We start from the raw sequence: 22,553 nt of genomic DNA, 5'->3' as shown, positions 1-22,553 counted from the left end.
AACTGTTTATTATGGCAACAACACCAGAATTCAAGTATGCGCCCATGTTCCAGACGGGAAAGGACGACACCGAGTATTACCTGCTTTCAAAAGAAGGCGTCTCCACGAGCGAGTTTGAAGGCAACGAGATTCTGAAAGTTTCTCCGGAAGCTCTCACCATGCTCGCCAACCAGGCTTTCCGCGACGTAAACTTCCTGCTGCGCCGAGCACACAACGAACAGGTGGCAAAGATACTCAGCGACCCTGAGGCTTCAGACAACGACAAATATGTGGCACTGACATTCCTCCGCAACGCAGAGGTGGCATGCAAGGGAAAACTGCCTTTCTGCCAGGACACCGGCACGGCCATCATCCACGGAGAGAAAGGCCAGCACGTATGGACAGGATTCTGCGACGAGGAGGCTCTCTCGCTCGGAGTATACAATACATACACGGAAGAGAACCTGCGGTACTCACAGAACGCCCCGCTGACAATGTACGATGAGGTGAACACACGCTGCAACCTGCCGGCACAGATAGACATCGAGGCAACAGAAGGCGCGGAATATAAGTTCCTGTGCGTGGTAAAGGGCGGAGGCTCCGCAAACAAGACCTACTTCTATCAGGAGACAAAAGCACGTATCCAGAACCCGGGCACACTCGTTCCTTTCCTCGTGGAAAAGATGAAGACCCTCGGCACCGCGGCATGTCCTCCATACCACATCGCATTCGTTATCGGCGGAACAAGCGCGGAGAAGAACCTTCTGACAGTGAAGCTCGCGTCCACACACTACTATGACAACCTGCCGACAACAGGCGATGAAACAGGACGGGCTTTCCGCGATGTGGAACTTGAAAAGCAACTGCTCGACGAGGCACACAAAATCGGGCTCGGAGCACAGTTCGGAGGCAAATACTTCGCACACGACATACGCGTGATACGACTGCCGCGACATGGCGCATCATGCCCGATAGGATTAGGTGTGAGCTGCTCCGCAGACCGCAACATAAAGGCAAAGATCAACAAGGACGGTATATGGATCGAGAAACTCGACGACAATCCCGGAGAACTGATACCCGAAGAACTGCGCAAAGCCGGCGAAGGCAACGCCGTGACGATAGACCTCAACCAGCCGATGGACAAGATACGCGAGATACTCGGCAAATATCCTGTTTCCACACGTCTGAGCCTCAACGGGACAATAATCGTGGCACGCGACATCGCACACGCAAAACTAAAGGCGCGCCTCGATGCGGGCGAAGGACTGCCGCAGTACTTCAAGGACCATCCTGTGCTGTATGCCGGACCGGCAAAGACTCCAGAGGGAATGCCCTGCGGCTCCATGGGACCGACAACGGCAAACCGCATGGACCCGTATGTGGACGAGTTCCAGGCCAACGGAGGATCGATGGTGATGATTGCGAAAGGCAACCGCACACAGGTCGTCACAGATGCCTGCAAGAAGCACGGAGGATTCTATCTCGGAAGTATCGGAGGACCGGCGGCGGTGCTGTCGATGAACTCCATCAAGAGCATCGAGTGCGTGGAGTTCCCGGAGATCGGAATGGAGGCTGTATGGAAGATTGAAGTGGAGAACTTCCCTGCATTCATACTTGTAGACGACAAGGGCAACGACTTCTTCAAGCAGCTTAAGCCGTGGACACCGTCATGCAACAAATAAAAAACATATATCATTTAAACGCTTTGCCTGGCAGGCAAAGCGTTTAAGTTTTACGAATATAAAAACTTCATAACACAATGAGAGTTATCATAGAACCTACATACCAGCTCATGTCGCAATGGGCAGCCAACCACGTGATAGGACTTATAAACGCCGCCTCCCCCACCGCGGAGAAACCGTTTATCATCGGCCTTCCGACAGGCTCCTCGCCATTGGGAATGTACAAGGCCCTCATCAAGGCATACGAAGAAGGGATTGTGTCTTTCCGCAATGTGGTGACTTTCAACATGGACGAATATGTCAGCCTGCCTGAAACTCATCCCGAAAGCTACCACTCTTTCATGTATGAGAACTTCTTCAACCACATCGACTGTCCGAAAGAGAACATACACATACTGAACGGAAACGCGGACGACCTCGATGCCGAATGCCGCAACTATGAGAAAATGATACTCGGATACGGCGGCATCGACCTGTTCATCGGCGGGATAGGCGCCGACGGGCATATCGCTTTCAACGAGCCGGGCTCATCACTGTCGAGCCGCACAAGAATGAAGACGCTGACCAGCGACACACGCATTGCCAACAGCAGGTTTTTCGGAGGCGACCCGGCAAACGTGCCGCAGTATGCCTTGACAGTAGGCGTAGGCACAGTGATGGACGCACGCGAGGTGATGGTGCTTTGCTGCGGCCATAACAAGACACATGCACTGCAGGCGGCCATAGAAGGCCCTGTCACCCACATGTGGACAGTAAGCGCACTGCAGATGCACCCCCACGGAATAATTGTATGCGACGATGCGTCGTGCGATGAGCTGAAAGTCGGCACATACCGCTATTTCAAAGAGAAAGAGCGCAACAACATCCTTTAGCCAAAAGCCATCAGACAGAGAAAAGGATTAATCGGATGAAAATCCGTGTATATTAACTTCCGGATAGACATAACAAATACGGTGGCAATTCACATTGCCACCGTATCTCACAACTTTCCTTTTTAAGAAATACTATTTACCTCATTGTCTGTTTCTTTATTTCTTCTTTTGCTTTGTCACAATCTTCTTCACCCCTTTCTGCACAGGTGCGTCAAGGTCTCTGATATTCCAGTTCACAACATCGTCAAGCATTACGGCAGGACGGTAATCGGGCCTGACGGTCGAGAAAGTGACGTTGTCCACATCAAGTCCGTCGACATGACGTGCAAAAAGCCCGTACGCCGGTGTGGCCTTGGCAAACTTCGGCTCAGGATAATTCGTTCCCTGCTCGCGGTATTCGCGTCCGGCAAGCTCCGCACCGCCTCCTCCACGATACTGTATGCGTATATTGCTCAACGCGATATTCCGCAACGGATGTCCGGGCATTCCCGTCACTATTATTCCGGCAAGCGAGTCTACGTCATTGGCCACCACATTGCTTATCATTATATCCGCTCCGGAAGAAACGCCGGTGCGCTCTTTCGGGCCGCGGTTGCGGCATCCCGTTGTTATATAAATGGGATAATGATGCACATGGTTCATTGTGATATTATTCACCACTATATTCTCCATCAGTCCCTGGTCGACCTCCTCGAAGGCGAGGCCGCTGCTATACATGAACGTACAGTTGCTGAGGGCGATGTTTCTGTAGCCGCCGTTCGACTCAGTGCCGAGCTTGAAACGTCCGCAAACCCATCCGACCTTCTCCGGCACGTATGTCCCGTCGAGGAATGTGCCCTCCTTGTATCCGGTGATCAGACAGTTTGTTACGGCTATATGCTCCGTTATGACAGGTTTCTTCAGCGCGTATGAGCTTTTCAGCACCAGCGCATCGTCATGCGGAGTGTTTATCTTACAGTTGCTTACCGTGAGATACTTGCAACAGTCGATGTCAAAACCGTCACGGTTGGTGTCGATAAGAACATTGTCAACTGTTCCGACCTCACAGCCCGTGAGTATTATTGCAAAATGTCCGCCACGGTATATCGTTACGTCACGTATAAGAATATTGCGGCAGTTCTTCAATGCGATGGCCTTGTCGCCAGTACCTATATTTCCTCCCTGCAGATTTCCTCCACGTTCGGTATCCTTGCGCGTCAGTCCCTTTCCGTCAATCATGCCGCGACCGGTGATGGATATATTGTCATGCCCTACGGCATATATGAGGCTGTTATGGAAATATGTGTGTCCGCCGTCCTGATAGGCCGGTCCCTCCCACGGCTCTGCCTCGTCGTATGCCTTCATCGATGCCGGAGCGGCAAGAATGGTGGCACCGGCCGAGATATGCAGCTCGACATTGCTTTTCATGCGTATGCTGCCGCAGAGATAAACTCCGGCAGGAAGAACTACCCTTCCGCCACCGGCACTCACACATGAGTCTATGGCCGCATTGATGGCGCTATGGTCGAGTGTCTTACCGTCGCCCTTGGCACCGAAGTCCCTCACATTGAAATCAGCCGCGGCCTCGGAGCAAAGCGATACAAATACAAAAACAAAAAGCAATATATGCCTCATATAATTATCCGTTTGGTTTTCAATCACGATGCAAAATAACTGCTTTTTATGATAATATGATATGTATTTTCGTACAAAAACGAGTACTTTCGTACATATAATGGATAAAAATACGTATCTTTGTGGATAGAAACTAATCATATCATCATGTCAAGGCTACTATTATCTGCACTGTTTACACTTGCCGTCATCACAACGACAGCAACAGGCATGGAACAGACCATATTGAACAGCCGGAGGATCTCAACCGCCGACGGACTGTCAAGCAACACCGTTTACGACATCATACAGGACAACAGCGGATTTATATGGATGGGAGCGGCACCGGGACTGTGCCGCTACGACGGTTATGACTTCGTAAACTATTACAACCTGGGCAACGGCGGAAACGGAAACACCGATTCTAACATCGGAAACATATACAACGACAGCAAGAACGGACTGATATGGGTCCACACATCCACGTTCACATTCGCATGCTACAACCAGAAGACAGGCAAATTCACCGACTATACCGGACGGAATGACGAGAATAAGTCCTTTCAGAAAACACTTCGGACAGAAACGCACCTGTGGATGTACGACATCAGGAACGGAGTGAGAAGCGTGACCTGCGACAACGGGAAATTCACATGCAACGATTACAACACCCGTAACTCAAAACTCAAGAGCAACTATGTGGTAAGACTGATAGAAGACAGAAAGAAGAACGTATGGGTGCTCACAGACAAGGAACTGGCATTCATCTCGCCTGACGGACATGTAAACAAAGTGAGAGAAGGGAAATACATAACAGGCAGCTCCTTAGACAGAGGCGTCATCTGCCTCGCAGAGGGAAACAGGGTGGAAATATACGGTGACGGTGGAAAGCAGAACCGCACGGTCAGGATTCCGGCATCAATGGGCAACGTGAAAACAATACGCAGCCAGATTGTATGGCAGGGCAAATGGCTGTTGTTCGGAAGCGAGACCGTATGTGTCGACATTGCCACGGGAAAGGTGACAAAGCCTGACGACATGCAGGTGAGAAACGGATACCTCATGGATACCGTCGACGGATATTACTTCGAAGCAAACCAGAGCGGAAATCTGTATATATTCCCGCCAAAAGGCAAGATGAGGACACTCAACCTCATTCCCGACACAAGATACACCGCCGAAAGAAACAGACGTTTCTCCGTGGCAAGAAACAGCAGAGGCATATTTTATATAGCCACCTACGGCAACGGACTCTTCGCACTCGACATGAAGACCGGCAGGATGCGCCACTTCACGGCGAAGGATCCCCAACCTGTCATAGACACAGACTTCCTGTCTGACATCATGATAGACCGCAACGACAATATATGGGTATGCCAGGAAACTGCGGGAGTGACATGCATCTTTCCGTCCGACCATTCGTTTGAAACGCAGATACTGCCGGCACCGACACACCGCGGCGACTGGACAAACTATGTCAGGATGATCGCAAAGGACAAGGACGGGAAACTAATGGTAAGCACACGTGACAACAAGATATACTCTCTCGACCCCAACACGCTCGACATCCATCCCGTGGCCGAGACAAACGCATGCGCCTACTCGGGACTGACAGACAGACACGGACGCAAATGGATAACCACATACGGAGACGGACTCTACATCGACAATACGCACTACAACAAGGCCGGCACAGAATTCCACATACCAGGAAACAAACTGCAGGACATCGTTGAAGACTGCTACGGACGCATCTGGATCGCATCATACGAGGACGGACTTATCGTGGCCGAGCCCGATGCCGAAGGCAACATCACTTTCAGACAGCTCCTCAACAGAAGCACGAACGAGGGACGCACATACATGATAGAGATTGACAGGAAAAACAGGATATGGGTGGCATCCAACAACGGACTGTATGTCGCAAAGCTGAGCGACAGACCCATGACCGACAACGACTTCACCGTATTCAACACCGCTGACGGAAAGATGCCATTCAACGAGGCAAGGACCGTCGTATGTGCGTCAGACGGAAGGATATGGACAGGAGGAAGGGGAAGCGGTGTGGTGGTATGCACCGTGTCCGACGACCTGAAAAGCATCACGGCCGTCACGCTGAACAGCACAAACGGAATTGCCGACAACAACATCAGCTCTATCGCGGAAGACCGCTACGGCAACATCTGGGCAGCAACGGAAAACGGACTGTCGCGGATCTCTCCAAAGAATCTTGCCGTGAAGACATACGTCTTCGGAAAAAACAGCGAAAGAAACATCTATTCGAACTGCCGCCCGATGACTCTCGCAAACGGAAACATCATGTTCTCCACACGCTACGGCATCACCATGATAAAGCCCAAAAGGAAATACGGCTCCGACAACAGGCCGGGAAAAGAAGTGTTCATCACCGACATGAGGATAAACGGAACACCGGTGAAAGACTGCCCCGACATAGGATTCGCGCCATGTCACACTAAGGAGATAAGTCTGCCGCACAACCTGAACACACTATGGATATCGTTTTCGAATTTCGATTTCGCCGATGCCAAGTCAGCACGCTACCAGTACCGTATGGACGGGGTGGAGAGCAAATGGTGCACGGCAACGAACATCAACCATGTGGAATACCGCAACCTGCCGCCGGGGACATACCGCTTCCGGCTGCGTTCCGCAAGCGGCAACCGCAAAGGAGCGGAAAGCATCCTGACAATACACATCGCACAGCCTTGGTACAACACATGGTGGGCATGGATGATATACCTCTGCACCGCAACGGCGGCAGGACTGTACATCTGCAACAACGCAAGAGAGAGACTGCGCCTACATCAGCAGATGGCGGTGGAAAAACAGCTCACAGAATTCAGGATGAGTTTCTTCACAAACATTACGCACGAATTCAGAACGCCTCTCGCCATAATACAGGGAGCGGCGGACAAACTGACAAAGGGAGGGGCAACGGCAGGAAAACCGGCCGTCGTAACGATAAGACGCGGAGTGGACCGTCTGTTGAAACTCGTCAACCAATTGATGGAATTCCGGAAGATAAGCACGGAAAACATGAAGCTCGCAGTGGAGGAAGGCGACATAATTGAAACCGTAAAGGAGATTTGCAACGACTTCTGGCACATAGCCGAACAGAAAAGGATAAACCTGACATTCACACCGTTTGAAAGACATCATAAAATGGTGTTCGACAGCCACATGACCGACACAATGGTTTACAACCTGCTGAGCAACGCAATAAAATACACACCGGAGAAAGGCAGCGTAGACGTAAGGGTAAAAGCCGGAGACGGCAACATCATGATAACCGTAGAGGACAGCGGCCCGGGAATAAGCAAGGAGCAGCAAGACGTTCTCTTTCAGCCTTTCATGCATGGCTATGTATCGAAAGGCGGCATGGGAATAGGACTGTATGTGGCACATTCAATGGCACGCATACACAAGGGGTCGCTCACATACAGCAAAAAAGAAAACGGAGACGGCTCTGTGTTCACCGTCACACTGCCGGCCAATGCCGATGTATATGCACCCGAAGAATACAAAAGGCAGACTGCCGTGAACATCACCGATAAAGAACAGGATGAAGCACAGGCAGTGGAAATGATACGCGAGCTGAAACCGGAGGCACTCAACAACATAACCATTGCCGTCATAGAGGACGACCCCGACATGATGGAACAGATAAAAGGCGGCCTCAACAAATATTTCAACGTCACAGGATACACATGCGGCAAAACGGCGCTCGACGGGATTGCCGGACAGCAGCCGGCACTCGTGATATGCGATATCATGCTGCCCGATATATGCGGCTACGACATAGTAAAACAGCTCAAGGTCAACGACGACACCGCACTCATACCGGTGATAATGCTCACGGCGCTCGATGATGACACCCATCACCTGAAAGGACTGAAAACCGGAGCGGACGACTATATGGTGAAGCCATGCAACTTCAATCTGCTCGTGGCCCGAAGCATACAGCTGATACGCAACACACGTAAGATACAGTCGCTCGCACAGAAACGGACGGCAGACAGCGGTGCAAAACAATCACCGTCAGACGGAAACTCCGGCAACCACGGTATAATAACCTCTGTGGCCGACAAGAACTTCATACAGAAGATGCAACTTATCATCGCGCAGAACATAAGCAATCCCGACTTCACCGTCGACATGCTCGCACAGATGATGAACATGGGGCGCACAAAGTTCTTCAACAAGACAAAAGAACTTCTCGGAATATCGCCAAACAAGTATCTGCAGAATGAACGTATGAGAATCGCCGCCGATCTTCTTGCCGAAGGAGAGCTTACCGTGGCCGAGATAAGCTACAGGATAGGAATACAGGACGCCTCATATTTCAACAAATGTTTCAAAAGCAGATACGGGGTGGCACCGAGCAAATATAAAAGGGAGGCGGATTCCTGAAGAAAAACAGAATAAAAGGCCATAGATACCGCCAACCGGATAATAATCATCCGCATAAACACCTGACGCCACCACATCCTCTTCCTTTTTTCCTGGTAATCCAAAGGCACGTCCCTACATGGGGAAGGGTTCCTGACAGTCAACCAAAATCAGGAAAATACCGGGTCATACTATCCTACTGATACTTCCACATACTATCCATTTCTCTCCCCTTCGGGGAGTCAGATCTGGCCAGCACAATTTTACTTTAAGGACACTTGCAAAAATATCAGTTGTCCTTGGTGAAGATTTAATTCAAATTTCAAAGTAATTTTCAAGTCAAATCAATCTCAGCGGTGGGTTCGACAAAACCTGCCGCTGATTTATTGTAATCACACTTGGGTATAGCCAACCACAAGCCAACAGAAATCCTTTCAGGAATGGATAAATGCCGGTGGCGGGAGAAGACAACTATTTCAAAAGCATCCAGAATACCTTGAAGAGTTTGACGCCATTGCAAAAGACCATACGGCAGGACTTCCCCAGAATTTGTCCGTAAGGTGGCTGAATCTGACCATTCCTCAAATCAGGGGAAAACTCAAAGACCACAATGTCGATGTCTCAGATTACCATGTCCGCCAGATAGTAGAATTGCGAGGCTTCAAAAAGCGTTCTTTCGTCAAGTTCAAGACGTTCAAGGACCTAAAGGACAGAGACGCACAATATCGTAAGACTGAGAGGATTGTAAGCCAGTGCCTTGACCAAGGAATCCACGTACTCAGTATTGACACCAAGAAAAAGGAAATGATTGGTAATTTTAGGCGTAGTAGCCAAGTCCTGTGTCAAGGTACGCCCAGGTCTTTTGACCATGATTTTCAATCTTATTCAGAAGGGATGATTGTTCCTCACGGTATTTATGATGTTGGAGTAAATACGGTTTATATGCCTATCGGAGTCTGCTACTAATGTTTTTATAATCCCAATCCGTAGGCCAATCAACTTACAGATTGGGATTTTTATGCTTTATGTCCTTTGCTTATAACAAAGTCAAGTTCCTTAAAAAGTGTATCAATGGTTTTATAAGCCCATTCCTGTATTCTTGTTTCATCCCATACTTTTTCATAAGAATCAGAAGCTATATTGTAGTCCATTGTCAGATGCATATCGGTAATGTCAATCCTTTCTTTTTTCTCTTCTTCATCCAAAGTATTCAAGAAACCGCTTTGCAATGTATCCTCAAATCTCTTATACTGCTTTTTTTCCTTTGCTCCACTTTGTGAGTAAGGATGAAAATGCCAATGAGGTTGGGGATGTGGCATGTCTTCTTTAGGCTTTTCTGTCCATTCCGCCCTAAACAACAGCCTTTCCATATCAAACACTTGAAATGAAACGCTCGAAACAACTGGCTTTTTCTGCTTTCCATTGATAGTGTATCCAATAGAAGCATACAAATTAAATCCTTCTCGTATAGCTATTATCGGAACATATTTATCATGAGTGCCTACCATTTGGAATGTAGCGGAAGCAGCATTGTAGTCCATGAATGTATAGGAAACAGAATCATTACCGTATGTCTCACTCGCATTCAAGTTGCAATATTGCCCGATTTTCACCTTTAGTTTTTGGAGGACGCCCCTAACAAAGGGTGGTGTGTTTTGTTTAGCAGCCATAGAGTCCCCTTACTAAGTGTTCACATTTATAGTAGTCGAATCTAACTCCTGCAGCTATCTTCTTGCCATATCCTGCCAGAAGCTGTAGCGTAAAGTCCTCATTGTCTGAAAATATTGGCAACGGAATCTGATCGACAAATTTCTTTTCCAAGTTAAACCAATTTCCGCCAGCCAATTGTTTGGAATATATTGCAAGCAGAGTGTTAAAATACCCTGATGATAATATCGCAAGATAGGCATAGAGATTATCTATTGGCATTTGCTTGTCTTTGGGCAACCATGCCAAACCTCTTTCTACAACGAATCGACCGGACTCATCAATCGAGAAATTGGATGAGTTACCAAATTCTGCAGACACTAATCTTATCCCCGGTGTAAATTGCCAATCACGTGGACGTGTCAACGCCCACCATTGTCTAACACCACCAGCACGAGAGGCTAGGGATTCTTTTGAACCTATTATTTTCTGATAATACGTAGGAACTTTATCTTTGAGTTCTTCTTCGCTAAGAATATTCAACCCGTTCTCATTATATGGGAAGAACACGTATGACTCATCTTGAAGAATGTTGTTTTGCAAACTGTCACTGTCAACGGACGGTCTAAAATAAACCCTTTCTGCCTCTTCCATTGCCAAGAACTCTTGCTTCTTTATCTTGAACAGACTGTTGTTTCCTGTGCGACAGCCCTGTTTTACGCTAAATACATCCTTGACACATTCCATCACGCCACAAGCGAGCAACCCGTCCAATGTGTTTTTTACCTTCATCTCTTTATAAGACAGAGGCATCCAAACTTCTTTGTTCAATACATTTTTGGCTTCTTGCTGATAGATGCTTACATTCTCCATGTTCAATGGAAAGGTTGCACCGTAATCTATCATGCGCAACTTTCGCAAGGCATCAGGCACAAGCTTTCCCTTATTGTCTGTCCACAACATGGTTATGTTTCCATCAATATCAGCTCTAACCTTTGCCATCACGACAGATACATCAACAAATGCTCTTTGGAAAACGAAACTTCCCAAACGACCGATATAGAACGGCATAGCTTTTTCTTTGGAAATCTTTCTGAGTTCTTTAGTCGAGTCATTTATCAAGAAAGAGGTCGGCATAACGCATCCGATGATACCATTTTCTTTCAAAGCATTTACCGCTTTCAAATAGAACACACCAGACAGATTTGGCTTTCCCTTTGGCATCAATTCCTTGACAGACTCACGCTGTTCTTCATTCAACTGCTCCCAAGAACTATATGGAGGGTTCATGAGGATGATGTCCACGTCAGGCCAATTGCATACTACAGAATCATGTTCCTCAATATGCAATTCCAAACAATCATTCCACTCTTCCTTTTCAAATTGGAGTACAAAATTAGCAATATTGATAGCCACGGAAGACACGTCCCATCCGTAAACTTTTACCTTGCCCGCAAATCCGAGAGTCTTCAATTGGCGCAAGGCTTCAACCAAGAACTCTCCAGAACCACAAGCTGGATCCAAGATGGATATTTCCTCCTTGTCTTCAATATGACTTTCTTTTATAACTTTCTCAACCATGGAGCGTGCCAAATAAGTTGGGGTATAGAATGCCCCCAACTTCTGAGGGTCATAGGCATACTTAATATCATAATTTGTAAACAAGCTCAACTGCGGATTGAATTTTGCAATATAATTTGCTTCTTCAAAAAGTTGACCTGCCGCATGACGTAGAAGTAAAGATACATCTGGAAAGAAACCATTCATACCTTCTTTTAGGTGCTGAAGCTGTTCTTCCATAGACGGAAGTCCACTGACAATATCCAGAGTATTATCAGGCAATCCCATTATTGCAAGTTGATTTGTATCCAAGTTACCTTTCACTCTCATTGAAGCCAACAGGTACAACAATGCCGTCATAGAGTGCTCTGCGCTATTCTCTTCACGCAACCAATTCCTGAGGCCACGAAATTCTCTCATGACAAAGGGTACGATGCCTTCAACAGTTGGTACGTCCTGCTTCGGAGAAATGTACTGATAGAATTTCTCCATGTTATTTAGCACAAGGCTTTTGGAAATACGCTCAGGAGAGCTTTTTCCTACACTATACAACATAACATCATCCCCTGCTACACGTATGTAATTACGCATATTTGACGACCAAGCCAGTTGTCTGTAACCATCGGCATCCATGTCCTGACTATTGGAATAGTCAAGACAGAAATTGTTGATGTCACCATCCAACATAGCGTATTTAAGTACACCCGCATTCTGACAGTGAAGCAGATTCACTGGCAAAACACCTGTTTGCTTAGCCCAAAGAGATATATGTTCGTCCATTATCGATATATGTATAGTTTCTTTCAAAGATAAGAAAAATTATCGAAAGAAGACATAAGATTGCTATATTTTTAGAATATATTAAGAACGGAAGACACGTGGCGGACGACCGTAAACAAACGAACAAATTGTACCAACTTATTCTTTAAGCGTTACTAAAATATCATTGACCAAAGGGGCAGGGTTCTGTATATCCTACTGATACTTCCACATACTATCCCTTTTTCTCCCCTTCGGGGAGTCGGAGGGGCTCCTCAGAGAGTCGGAGGGGGCTCATTCCGTACTTGCATTCCTCAATTTAGTATACCATAATAGATACTGACGATAAGTATTGTTACCCTCCTCCATTCCATAAATATAGTCTTCGCTAAACCAGATTTTCTTAGTCTTCATAAAACAGCCGCAGACATTTCTTTTCCTATGGCAATAATGCCTTTCTTGATTTTCTCTATTGTTTCGGTAGAAGGGGTCCAAACACCATATCTGAAACGGGCAAGTTTAGTCCAGTGCATGCCCAGATATTCTGCAAAATTTTTCATATCAAGATAAGGAAAACGGGACAGAAGGCGATTTACTTCATTGTCATAATTTACAGATTCTTGTTTGAAAAAACTGGAGATATGAATATCCTCGTCCAAATCTTCCCAACGTATACTTCTGCCGTCATCCCATATATAATATTTTTCACGTTGAGATTGGGTCGCACAGAACAACGATGGAAAAACTTCAAGACGCTGGCTGTATTCCTCTCCCTTGTCAGTCAAAATGCAGATACGGTCATCTTCAAACCTTAATTTTTTAATACTGCCATTCATAAATCAATCTTATTTGTAGTTAAACACTTCGTGCCATGCGGCAATAATATCTTCCTTATAAAAAACTACAGTATCAACAGCTTTCTTTATAGTTTGGGCTTTGAGCCCGTTATTCTCAACAACAATCACGTCCGGTTCTACTTGAATCTTGGCTGATTTCCCTTGATATTCTATATGAATATGTATTGGCTCATGATCATTGGGATAAAAGAAAAAACGGATTCCAAATATAAATAACACTGTCGGCATACCTCATGTTGTTTTTATTACTTTACAAAAGTAGATATTATTTTCGATACCTGCAAATATACCCCGCTTTTTCTTTAGGGAATGCAAGATGTTTATATCGTTGCAACATGCAGAAGTTACAAGCGGTATGATGCCGCACCTTCAAAGGGTGCGTTTATTGTATCCACAAAAGTACATAAAAAGCATGAGTTTTTACACCGGCATAATAAAGAAATCATTTTTCTTTAGAGGAAATTTATAAAATAAAGGTATAACAATTATACCGTGTTACGTTGCATGATAAATGGTAATATCATCACGGATTTGCTTGTAAAATCAGGACAGCATGCAATACGTTTTTTATATCCAAAAACTATAATATGCAAGAAATCAAATCTATCTCTTCGGGGCGGAAGGACTTCCACATTCTTTCTATGCTAACAACCAACGGAAAAAGACTGTTTAACATAGAAAGCATGGGGAAGGGTTCATGACAGTCAACCAAAATCAGGAAAATACAGTCTTTTAAGACAGGTAGGGACGAAAGTTTCCTCCTCCGGAGGTCAGTTCTTCCTTCATACAACAAAGGTAAGAAACTGACCTTGTTTATCAAAGAAATATATTTTTTTAATGACGCAAAGTTAGAGCGTTTTTATGCTCCGCGTCGAGGATATGGAGGCTCTCTTTTCCTGCAAGGAGGGCTTTCATATCCGAGTGAACAATTTTCGCCATGTAGCTATCTTATTCGATGCGCTTCTCGAAAAATCGCAGATGACAAAAGGATTGAAACTGTTAATTCGGTGCATTCCGAGTTTGACAGACCTCCAATACAGACCTGTTTTAGCCCGAAAAGTGACCTAAAATAATAAAGCTTACTGCGAGCAGGTCACTTTTCGGATTATTTTTATTGTCTCAATGAGAAAAAAATGAGTACCTTTGTACATAAAATTATAAAGTATGAAACCAGTTTTAATAGCCAGGCAACGGGAATGTGAACAATTGGCGGAAAGTCTGAAATCCAGTCGTTCCGAATTTGTCATTGTATGTGGACGAAGAAGAATCGGGAAGACTTTTCTCATAGACCAGTTTTTCAACAATGAATATGATTTTACATTTGTGGGTGTACACAAGGCAAAGACCGTTGTCCAGCTACGTAATTTTGCCAAGGCAATCAGGCAATACTCCGGAAAAAAGCCGGCACGTTTCTCAGATTGGTATGATGCTTTTGATGCGTTGGAAGAATATCTTGAAACTTTGCCGGCAGAACGGAAAAAGGTCATATTCATAGACGAAATGCCTTGGATTGACACGAGCAGGTCAACTTTTGTGGAGGCACTGGAAAACTTCTGGAACGGTTGGGCGAACCGCCGCTATGATATTGTGCTGATTGCATCCGGATCAGCCACATCATGGATGGCAGACAACCTGATAGAAAACCAGGGAGGACTTCACAACCGCATCACACGGCGTATATATCTTGAACCGTTTACACTCGGAGAGACAGAAGAGTATTTTAAGAATCAGGACTTTTACTGGACAAGGTATGACATCTTGCAATGCTATATGCTGACAGGCGGAGTGCCTTATTATCTGAACCTGCTTAACCCGAAACTCAGCGTCGCCCAGAATATAGATGTGTTGTGCTTTGACGAGAATGGGCCGATGCGCAAAGAGTTCAACGAACTGTACCCGGCTCTGTTCTGCCATGCTGAAAACTATATTAATATTGTGACATTGCTATATCAGCATAAATCCGGAATGACACGAAAAGAGATAGCCCGGAACACCAAAATAAATGGCACAGTCTTGAACACTGTTCTGGAGAATCTTGAGCAATGTGACTTTATCGACAAAATGGAAATTTTCGGGCGGGAAAGCAATATGGTTTACCGTCTCGTGGATTTTTACACTCTGTTCTATTTCAAGTTTATTGCCGATAAGCACAAACTTGACGAACAATGGTGGAGTCATCATCTCGACGATGCAGGCATCCGTTCATGGCAGGGCTTGTGCTTCGAGTTGATTTGCATGAGACATCACAGGCAGATAAAAAAGGCATTGGGAATTTCCGGCATGGCGACATCCGTTTCCACCTGGCGGTGTTCTCCCGACGAAAAGGAAAACCTTCCCGGAGCACAAATAGATATGATAATCGAAAGAGCTGACAGGTTGATACATCTCTGTGAAATGAAGTTCTCACAAAAGGCATATAACATTTCAGCGGATTATGAAAAGAAATTGCGTGACCGCATGTGGCTTTTTGATTTGAGGACAAAGAACAGGAAACCTCTTGTTCATACTTTTGTGACAACATTCGGATTAGGCGAAGGCAAACACCACAGCATCGTCCACAGTGAGGTGACGATGGATGACCTTTTCAATTCCTGACGATTATAAGAATACAACCGACAGCCCGAAACATTGCAGACCAATAATGCGCTGTTCCTGCAGGTACTGTTCCGTGAGGACGGCTATCTTGACACGGACTTCAGGCCGCTGATGAAAAATGATGATGACGAAATCAACCAGACACTGTCATACATATCCTAATGATACTTCCACATACTATCCCTTTCTCTCCCCCTTCGGGGAGTCGGAGGGGCTTTTTGGGGAGTCGGAGGGGCTCTCTTCGGTTTGGAGGGCCTCATTAAAGAAATGGGGACCTGCGTTACCGCAAGTCCCCATTTTAATATCTGAACCGTATATCGGAAAACCGATATGACGTTTATTTACCAATCGGTATCGTCCCAAAGGCTGTTGCCGCCATTGTGCTTGGCATCAGCGTCACCACCTGTCACAGGGTCACCGCCAGGAGTAATACCATCACCTTCCGGTTTACCTTCCTGTGAGAAAGTGTTTAACAGAGATTCTATTTCCATCTCAACTACTGTGATAGACGGCTTAATATAATTCTTATTCATAATTTCTTTGTTTTAAAGGATTCTTATTTTACAACTACTTTATTACCGTTCACGATATACATACCGGCAGAAACGGGGAGTGATGTAGCACCTGCCTCAACGTCTGCGCTCTTAACGAGGGCACCGCCTACGGTGTAAACCTTCACTGTCTGAGCCTTGTCGGCATTGATGCTGATGGCACCGTTGCCACCGTTTACAGTAAACTCGCCTGCCGCATTCTCTACAGAGCTGATGCCAGTAACATCGTTGTCGTTCTCGTCAAGGATGCCCATCTTGTAAGATTTTGCTGCATTAGGAGCTTTCGGGTCTGTCCATGTGTTGCTTCTTACATAAGCACGTGTAGCCTTAAAGTTAACGGCTTCGGTCATTCTTACAAACTCACCGTTCTGGAAACCATAGATGCTGTATTTTGCGCCATTCTCAAGCTCAGAAGCTGTTCTCTTCTCAAATGTACCGTAGAGAGAAGCACCGGCAGCCTCATCAGCCTGTGCCAAGGCATCAAGTCTCTTGTCTGCACCTGTGGCGGCGAATGTCACATTTTCCAAACCATCGAAAATAGCCGAAGAAACACTTTCACCGAACTTCAATACATAGGGCTGGTTTGCCTCCATGCCGCCTGTTACATATTTAAACCAGTATGTCTTTCCGTTTTCGTCAATCTTATTGAACTGCAAAAGTTTTCCGTTCACACCCAACATTGTATTAAGTGCAGATTCGCTAACAGCGAAAGGCAGACAGATTGTTGAAGCGCTTGCTGCAGCTACATTAAATACACGCTTGTAGTTCACATTAGCTGCCGTAAATGCACGGGGAACATAAATAGAATTGTTACCGTCCGATACCTCAGCTAACTTACATTCCCAGTTGTTGCCATCGTGAGTATAAACCACATTCTTTTTTACATTACCAATTGCAGCATTATCAAAGATTGTAGCAGCATCAGTATTGGAAACATAATAGAATTCACCTATGTTTTCTCCGTTACTCCAATTTCTATTTATTAATATAGAACCATCAGATTCTATATTTGCAAGACGAGTCTCGCCATCCTTATTCTTTGCAGAATACTGCTTAACTTCATAAAGCTTATTTTGAGAACCTTCTGTTACTGTACCGGCTTTAACATTAACACCAAACTCTTCACGAAGGGTTGCATTGCTATAGATATTGTTGAAAGTAGCAACTTTATTACTAATTACAGAAGCGAAAGAACCATCACTACCATAAACAGTATATGAGTTGTATTTTTCGTTAGTCTCTTTTTCTGTAAGCGCCAACACATCCATACTACTAACTATATGGCTACCTGTACCTTTATTTATAACAACGCGCCCGTTTTTAACATTAACTTCTAAAATATCTTTATTATTCCTATTTACAACGTTACAATTTTGGGCTACTACATCAGAAATTGTACCCTCATTTGTACCAACAAGTGGAACCCCTTCTACTACTACATCAGAAATTGTACCCTCATTTGTACCAATAAGATTAGCAGCAGCAAAACCTTCTTTACATTTAATTATATTATTATTACCATTAAATGTCGCACCTTTAGCCAAAGTTGGAAGAGTAAACGCCTCGTCTATTGTCAATTCGCTAACAACGTTCAACTGATTATAAGTTTTAACAGCATCTATTTTCTTTTTCAACTCATCATTTAAACTGATAAGTTTATTTATTTCGAGTTGCATAGTTGCAATAGCAGGATTTACCACATCTTTTCCAGGCTCCGTTGATTCTTTGTCTGCTGGTAAGTCTAATTTACTAACACTACCCGCAAATAACTTCACAAAATCATAATCAACACTTATAGATGTTTCAATAAGTTTAGAGTCAAGTTTTGAATTATAACCTATTATTTCTTTATCTACAGTATTACCCGATGCATCTATTTCTCTTTTATATTTCTTATCAATATAATAAAGTCGTACAGAAGATATATTCGTATTCTCTCCTACAAACAATTTTGATTCTTCTGTCACATCATATCCCCTAACTTTTACAAAAGTTAAAGACTTTTCTGTATTAGACAACATATCCTTAAGGGATTCATCATAAAGAACAATGAGAGAAGCCTTACGTGCAACAGCCTTATTACCTATTTTAGAAGCAGGAACTAATGCCTTTCCGTCTTTTACAGCAAACCATAAATACTTATCTTTCACACTCTCGCCGTCATTTTCATCTGCATGCACACTATTATCAAAATCCACTAATGCGCTTTTAAGACCTTCAGCAAACTTCACTACAACCAACTCATCTTTACCAACAACAGTTGGTGCAAGCTTGTTCTTCTCAATTTCATAATCTCGTATTGCCAACTGTCTATCATCATACTCTTTTTGCCAGTCAGAAAGATTTTCGAGACCTGCTTTTACTTCTTTCAAATCATCTAAACTTGCAATATTCTTCTGTGCATAACCTGAGGCTACACCAAAGAGCAATGTAAGTCCGAGAAAGTAACTTTTCTTCATTTTACACATCTTTTTTTATTAATACTTAAATATTTTATTTTGTTTCTATCTATATCAAAAAGCGGGTGCAAAGTTACAACAAATATCACATCCGCTACCCATTCAACCGTTAATTAAACATAATAAACGTTTATACCACCGTCAAACGATGTATAATCCGACATATAGCCTCCACATACAATAAATAAAATGCAAGCCACCGCTCCGCCATGTTTCCAATATGCCGGACACATTCCGCGACATGCGCTGCAAATATACAAACAAAAAACGTAACTGCCAACGCCTCACCACGTTTTTTATCAGAAAACAGGCACAAGACTTGACAAATATCAATTTCACGGTCTGTAATTCTCTAAACCTGCCTTCGGCATCCGTCCACAAAAGCAAACAGAAGAACAGGGCGTGCCGGCGGACCTTTCATACCTCAGGCAAAGAGAGCAAGTATTCCGGAGCGAAATCCGCTCCATTCTTCCACTCTATGGTATTATACATCACTGTGAACTGCCTAAAGAGTTCCAGGTCTTTCTGCAGTTCGAAGACCCTGCCTTTCAACGACTTAAACTCCTTGTTTTTCCTACTTTCCATGTCAAGGACGAGGATATGGTCTTCACCTACCCCCTCCTCCAGCAGATGCTGCCGAAATAGTTTCTTCAGAAGGAACGACTTACCCGATCGTCGCAGTCCTGTAATAATCTTGATGAGCCACGGCTCAACTGGTCTATATAGCTGCTTCTACCTACTATCATGTTTTACGAAAATATGTCACTTGTGACATATTTTCGTAAACAAAGATATGTGTTTTCTTTCAAACAAGAGAGGAAAATCAAGAAAAAGTGTTCAGAATCAATGATTTTATTCCTCACAAACAGCACATATATAGCCCTCTAATGGCTTCTCATCGTTGTTTTCTTATTTTCCCAAATGCGATATTTTATAGATGTACACGATTCTTGGTCGGTAAGTCGAAAAAAAATAGAGTTACCGACAAAGAATCGAAAGATTTTGCTTACCTTTGCATAAACTTAAATGATTGGGGTATGAGTGATATTATCATAGGAAGAAAGGCTGAGCAGGAAATTTTGCGTCAGCGGATTGAATCAAAGTCTCCAGAGCTTATTGCTATTTATGGAAGACGCCGTATCGGTAAGACTTACTTAGTAAGACAATATTTCAATGATACGTTTAGTTTTTACTCCACTGGTATTTATCAAGGTACAAAAAAGGAACAACTTGGCGAGTTCACTCGTCAGTTAGAGCATTATTCGGGTCGCAAATGGAAAGTTGCAAAGGATTGGTTTGATGCGTTTGCTCAGTTGCGTGAATATCTTGAGTCTATTGATGGCGATAGCCCCATTGTTGTATTTCTTGATGAGTTGCCTTGGATGGACACCCAAAAGAGCCGATTCATTAAAGCCTTTGAGTACTTTTGGAACTCTTGGGGTGCTACTAACAGTCGCTTGAAACTTATCGTTTGTGGTAGTGCTACCACTTGGATGCGAGAGAATGTTCTTTCGGACAAAGGTGGTTTGTATAATAGAACCACTCGAAGTATCTATCTCGCTCCATTTTCATTATATGAGACGGAGCAGTACCTTATATCACGCGGAATAAACTGGAATCGCTACCAGATAGCAGAATGTTATATGATACTTGGTGGTACTCCATTGTACCTTCAGATGCTTGAACGAGACAAGAGCCTGACACAAAATGTGGATAATCTTTTTTTTGTGCAAAATGCTCCACTTTCGCGAGAGTATAACTTCTTGTTCCGTTCGCTATTCAACGAGGCTACATTACATAAACAAATTATCGAAGTGTTGGCAAACAAGGCATCTGGACTGACTCGTACAGAAATTATGGCAGCCACTAAAATTGAAGATGGTGGAGCTCTGACAAAAGCACTCCGTAACCTCTGTGATTGCGACTTTATTCGTCAGTACACAGCATTCGGAAAAAGTGAGCGTGGCACAATATATCAATTGACGGATTTATTCACACTATTCCACCTTCGCTATGTAAAGGGCTATCGTGGCCAAGATGAAAACCATTGGCAAAACATGATAGACTCTCCATCTCGTAGAGCATGGAGTGGTTATTCATTCGAGCAGTTGAGTTTACATCATATTCGACAGATAAAGCAAAAGTTGGGTATCAATGGTGTGCAAAGCGATATATGTGGTTGGAAAGGTGATGGTGCACAAATTAACTTGCTCATTGACCGCAGAGACCAAACCATAAACTTATGTGAAATGAAGTTCTCACAATGTGAGTTTGAAATTACCAAGCAGTATGATGAACGCCTGAGGGAACGTGCTGAGATTTTCCGTTCAGCAACCAAGACACGTAAAGCTATACATCAAACATTCGTAACCACCTACGGCTTAAAAAAGAATATGTATAGTGGAACTATACAAAGCGAAGTTGTGCTTGATGATTTGTTTTTAGAGTAGCTGAATAATAAAGCTATAACCTCATACATTGTAAGCAAAAAAGCTAAGATAGTTGTTAGCCTCGGCATCAATCACGATTTCTCCATTCTTGATATTTATATAGCCGCGCTTATTTGGGATGGCATATACTGTCAAAGAGTCATTGGCAGGACTATCGGCAACCCAATTAACTTTCGGCGTTGTATATTTACCTGTACAGTAGTTATATACACGAACCTTATCGTCCCGGAAACCGTGAACCTCTACATTCTTTGATAGGTAATTATCTTTCCAATACCATCTGCCATACTCGCTATCATAATAGGCATAAGCAATAAGTGCCACAAAACCTACAGGAATCAGAATGAGAATTGTTGCAATTGAGCGGCGTACCCATTTTGCGCGTTTTTTCCACCAATTACGGATTTTACGCCAAGCAAGGCGACCTGCGGCAATCAATGCCGTGAGAACCAAGGCTGCTACACCGAGCAGCGCCTGAAAGATTTGAGTCAGTCGTTTCATCGTGATTCTGTTTAATATGTTCTTTTTGCTAATACCTTCAGACGCTCTACCTCTTGCTCATCATATTCAAGCATACCCTTCTGTCCAAAGTAATCATACATTCCCCAGAGTGCATTGGCATATTTGGGAATAAGTATACCATGTGCATCAGCCTTGTAGTAACATTCGATAGCTTTTTGAATATAGGAGAAGTCCTCACATTCACCATACTTCTTGACATACGATTCTCCAAGCATCAGATTAAAAAACGGATATTTCTCAGCAATACGTATCAGACACTCTTCCTGACCGGTTTTGTCTTTTGCCTCGTCATAGTATATTGCTTGAAATATTACAGCCAGTTCACTTCCTTCAGCTTCTGCTTCTCTGAAAATATTCATAGCAGTTGTGGCATCTTCCATGGAGAAAGATCTTATTGCCGTTTCATAGGCCAAATACTCTAAATAGGCTTCAGGCCTGACTTTCTATCATGGCTTTGCGGCATGACCGGAGGAGACCCAAACAATGTATTGTCTTTTAAGACAGGTAGGAACGAAAGTTTCCTCCTCCGGAGGTCAGTTCTTCCTTCATACAACAAAGGTAAGAAACTGACCTTGTTTATCAAAGAAATATATTTTTTTAATGACGCAAAGTTAGAG

At 44.3% G+C, this 22,553-nt stretch carries 18 protein-coding genes and 1 pseudogene; 7 read left to right on the top strand and 12 right to left on the bottom strand.

The window, feature by feature from the left end; genetic code table 11:
• The first annotated feature begins 11 nt into the window (after window positions 1-11).
• On the top strand, window positions 12-1,661 hold the full coding sequence (locus HPS56_RS11095; RefSeq protein WP_172276498.1) for a fumarate hydratase: 1,650 nt from the start codon (window positions 12-14) through the stop codon (window positions 1,659-1,661).
• 77 nt (window positions 1,662-1,738) lie between these two features.
• Entirely contained in the window at window positions 1,739-2,533 is a 795-nt protein-coding gene (nagB, locus tag HPS56_RS11090; RefSeq protein WP_172276495.1) for a glucosamine-6-phosphate deaminase, read from the top strand.
• 156 nt (window positions 2,534-2,689) lie between these two features.
• On the opposite strand, the gene HPS56_RS11085 is transcribed toward nagB, so the two are convergent.
• On the bottom strand, window positions 2,690-4,147 hold the full coding sequence (locus HPS56_RS11085) for a rhamnogalacturonidase (RefSeq protein ID WP_172276492.1): 1,458 nt from the start codon (window positions 4,145-4,147) through the stop codon (window positions 2,690-2,692).
• Between the two features lie 147 nt (window positions 4,148-4,294).
• On the opposite strand from HPS56_RS11085, the gene HPS56_RS11080 reads away from it, so the two are divergent.
• Window positions 4,295-8,557, top strand: coding sequence for a hybrid sensor histidine kinase/response regulator transcription factor (locus HPS56_RS11080; protein WP_172276489.1), 4,263 nt, complete (start codon window positions 4,295-4,297; stop codon window positions 8,555-8,557).
• A gap of 423 nt (window positions 8,558-8,980) precedes the next feature.
• On the top strand, window positions 8,981-9,502 hold the full coding sequence (locus HPS56_RS13560) for an ISAzo13-like element transposase-related protein (protein ID WP_172276638.1): 522 nt from the start codon (window positions 8,981-8,983) through the stop codon (window positions 9,500-9,502).
• Window positions 9,503-9,552: 50 nt separating this feature from the next.
• Here HPS56_RS13560 and HPS56_RS11070 read toward each other — a convergent pair whose 3' ends face one another.
• The 4 genes from HPS56_RS11070 to HPS56_RS11055 form a co-directional block, all read right to left on the bottom strand.
• Window positions 9,553-10,206, bottom strand: coding sequence for a hypothetical protein (locus HPS56_RS11070; RefSeq protein WP_172276486.1), 654 nt, complete (start codon window positions 10,204-10,206; stop codon window positions 9,553-9,555).
• A complete protein-coding gene (locus tag HPS56_RS11065; protein ID WP_172276483.1) occupies window positions 10,196-12,523 on the bottom strand; it encodes an HsdM family class I SAM-dependent methyltransferase in 2,328 nt (775 codons plus the stop codon). The genes HPS56_RS11070 and HPS56_RS11065 overlap by 11 nt, the downstream gene beginning before the upstream one ends.
• A gap of 389 nt (window positions 12,524-12,912) precedes the next feature.
• Window positions 12,913-13,338, bottom strand: coding sequence for a DUF2442 domain-containing protein (locus HPS56_RS11060; RefSeq protein WP_172276480.1), 426 nt, complete (start codon window positions 13,336-13,338; stop codon window positions 12,913-12,915).
• A 9-nt stretch (window positions 13,339-13,347) separates the two neighbouring features.
• The gene (locus HPS56_RS11055) at window positions 13,348-13,587 is read right to left on the bottom strand and encodes a DUF4160 domain-containing protein (RefSeq protein ID WP_172276478.1); all 240 of its coding nucleotides are present in this window, start codon (window positions 13,585-13,587) and stop codon (window positions 13,348-13,350) included.
• Window positions 13,588-14,523: 936 nt separating this feature from the next.
• Here HPS56_RS11055 and HPS56_RS11050 point away from each other — a divergent pair.
• Window positions 14,524-15,954: an AAA family ATPase gene (locus HPS56_RS11050; protein WP_172276476.1), complete on the top strand. Its 1,431-nt coding sequence runs from the start codon at window positions 14,524-14,526 to the stop codon at window positions 15,952-15,954.
• Between the two features lie 33 nt (window positions 15,955-15,987).
• Window positions 15,988-16,116, top strand: coding sequence for a hypothetical protein (locus tag HPS56_RS13475; protein ID WP_256372622.1), 129 nt, complete (start codon window positions 15,988-15,990; stop codon window positions 16,114-16,116).
• 179 nt (window positions 16,117-16,295) lie between these two features.
• Here HPS56_RS13475 and HPS56_RS11045 read toward each other — a convergent pair whose 3' ends face one another.
• The 4 genes and pseudogenes from HPS56_RS11045 to HPS56_RS13395 all read right to left on the bottom strand — a co-directional run.
• Window positions 16,296-16,487 (bottom strand): hypothetical protein, encoded by a 192-nt coding sequence (locus HPS56_RS11045; RefSeq protein ID WP_172276474.1) that lies wholly within the window; start codon window positions 16,485-16,487, stop codon window positions 16,296-16,298.
• A 23-nt stretch (window positions 16,488-16,510) separates the two neighbouring features.
• Entirely contained in the window at window positions 16,511-18,964 is a 2,454-nt protein-coding gene (locus HPS56_RS11040; protein WP_172276472.1) for a hypothetical protein, read from the bottom strand.
• A gap of 417 nt (window positions 18,965-19,381) precedes the next feature.
• On the bottom strand, window positions 19,382-19,549 hold the full coding sequence (locus HPS56_RS13400) for a DUF2442 domain-containing protein (protein WP_253952452.1): 168 nt from the start codon (window positions 19,547-19,549) through the stop codon (window positions 19,382-19,384).
• A 21-nt stretch (window positions 19,550-19,570) separates the two neighbouring features.
• Window positions 19,571-19,618 (bottom strand): annotated as a pseudogene (locus HPS56_RS13395) (hypothetical protein); the annotation flags it as partial.
• Window positions 19,619-20,001: 383 nt separating this feature from the next.
• Here HPS56_RS13395 and HPS56_RS11030 point away from each other — a divergent pair.
• Complete coding sequence (locus HPS56_RS11030) at window positions 20,002-21,414, top strand: AAA family ATPase (RefSeq protein ID WP_172276470.1); 1,413 nt, start codon at window positions 20,002-20,004, stop codon at window positions 21,412-21,414.
• 21 nt (window positions 21,415-21,435) lie between these two features.
• Here the strand turns inward: HPS56_RS11030 and HPS56_RS11025 are convergent, their stop codons facing one another.
• The 3 genes from HPS56_RS11025 to HPS56_RS13215 all read right to left on the bottom strand — a co-directional run.
• The gene (locus HPS56_RS11025) at window positions 21,436-21,915 is read right to left on the bottom strand and encodes a hypothetical protein (RefSeq protein ID WP_172276468.1); all 480 of its coding nucleotides are present in this window, start codon (window positions 21,913-21,915) and stop codon (window positions 21,436-21,438) included.
• An 11-nt stretch (window positions 21,916-21,926) separates the two neighbouring features.
• Window positions 21,927-22,295: a hypothetical protein gene (locus tag HPS56_RS11020; protein ID WP_172276466.1), complete on the bottom strand. Its 369-nt coding sequence runs from the start codon at window positions 22,293-22,295 to the stop codon at window positions 21,927-21,929.
• Between the two features lie 59 nt (window positions 22,296-22,354).
• Window positions 22,355-22,553, bottom strand: a 199-nt coding sequence (locus HPS56_RS13215) for a hypothetical protein (RefSeq protein ID WP_216655795.1), incomplete at its 5' end; no start/stop codon positions are given.

It is taken from the genome of Xylanibacter muris (assembly GCF_013166605.1).
In the GTDB taxonomy this organism is placed as follows: domain Bacteria; phylum Bacteroidota; class Bacteroidia; order Bacteroidales; family Bacteroidaceae; genus Prevotella; species Prevotella muris.
This window is presented reverse-complemented; position numbering and strand designations above follow the sequence as displayed.